The organism is Oleiphilus sp. HI0132 (assembly GCF_001635845.1).
Genome location: NZ_LWGJ01001668.1, coordinates 1 through 760 on the forward strand (window position 1 = coordinate 1; position 760 = coordinate 760).

General features: G+C 42.9%; 1 protein-coding gene. It reads left to right on the forward strand.

Features of this window, described 5'->3' with window-relative positions; genetic code table 11:
* Window positions 1–760, forward strand: a 760-nt coding sequence (locus A3766_RS31595) for a cache domain-containing protein (RefSeq protein WP_197479749.1), incomplete at both ends; no start/stop codon positions are given.

Below are 760 nucleotides of genomic sequence, written 5' to 3' on the forward strand. Positions count from 1 at the left end.
TAACAGCATTAGCGATAAAGCCCGTTTAATGCAATATCACTTCATTGCAGACAACGCTAACCCCTTAGGTCAAAAAGATGCCTTAGACTCACTCGACTTTAGCTCCGATTACAATGAGGTACACAAAGAGTATCACCCGGAGTTTAGAAAGCACCTTAACGAATTCCAATATTACGACATCTTTTTGATCGATATTGACTCAGGCGAGATTATTTACTCCGTTTTCAAAGAGCTCGATTACGCCACCTCTTTACTTACCGGGCCTTATAAAAATAGTGACTTAGCTAAAGTCTATAAAGAAGCTGCCAACGCAAGTGACCCTGACCACATTGCCTTTACTTCTTTTCAGTCTTATACGCCATCTTATGAAGCTCCTGCCTCCTTTATGGCAAGCCCTGTGGTAAATAAACAAGGTGAGAAAATCGCCGTTTTGGCTTTTCAAATGCCTATCGATGAGCTGAACCGAATCATGACCCATAACGAACAATGGGAAAAGTCTGGTATGGGCTATTCAGGCGAAACTTACCTGGTTTCTCAAGAATTCAAAGCTCAGAGCAAGAGCCGCTTCTTGGTTGAAGACAAAGAGAACTTCTTAAGCGCGCTTAAAGAGAGTGGCGTAAACGAGAAGACGCTTAAGCAAATTGATCTTAAAAACACCAACATTGGCTTCCAAGAAATCCGTACTCCCGGTGTAGAGAAAGCCTTACGGGGCGAAAGTGGCTTTGATATCTTTCCAGACTACCGAGGCGAAGAAGTTCTC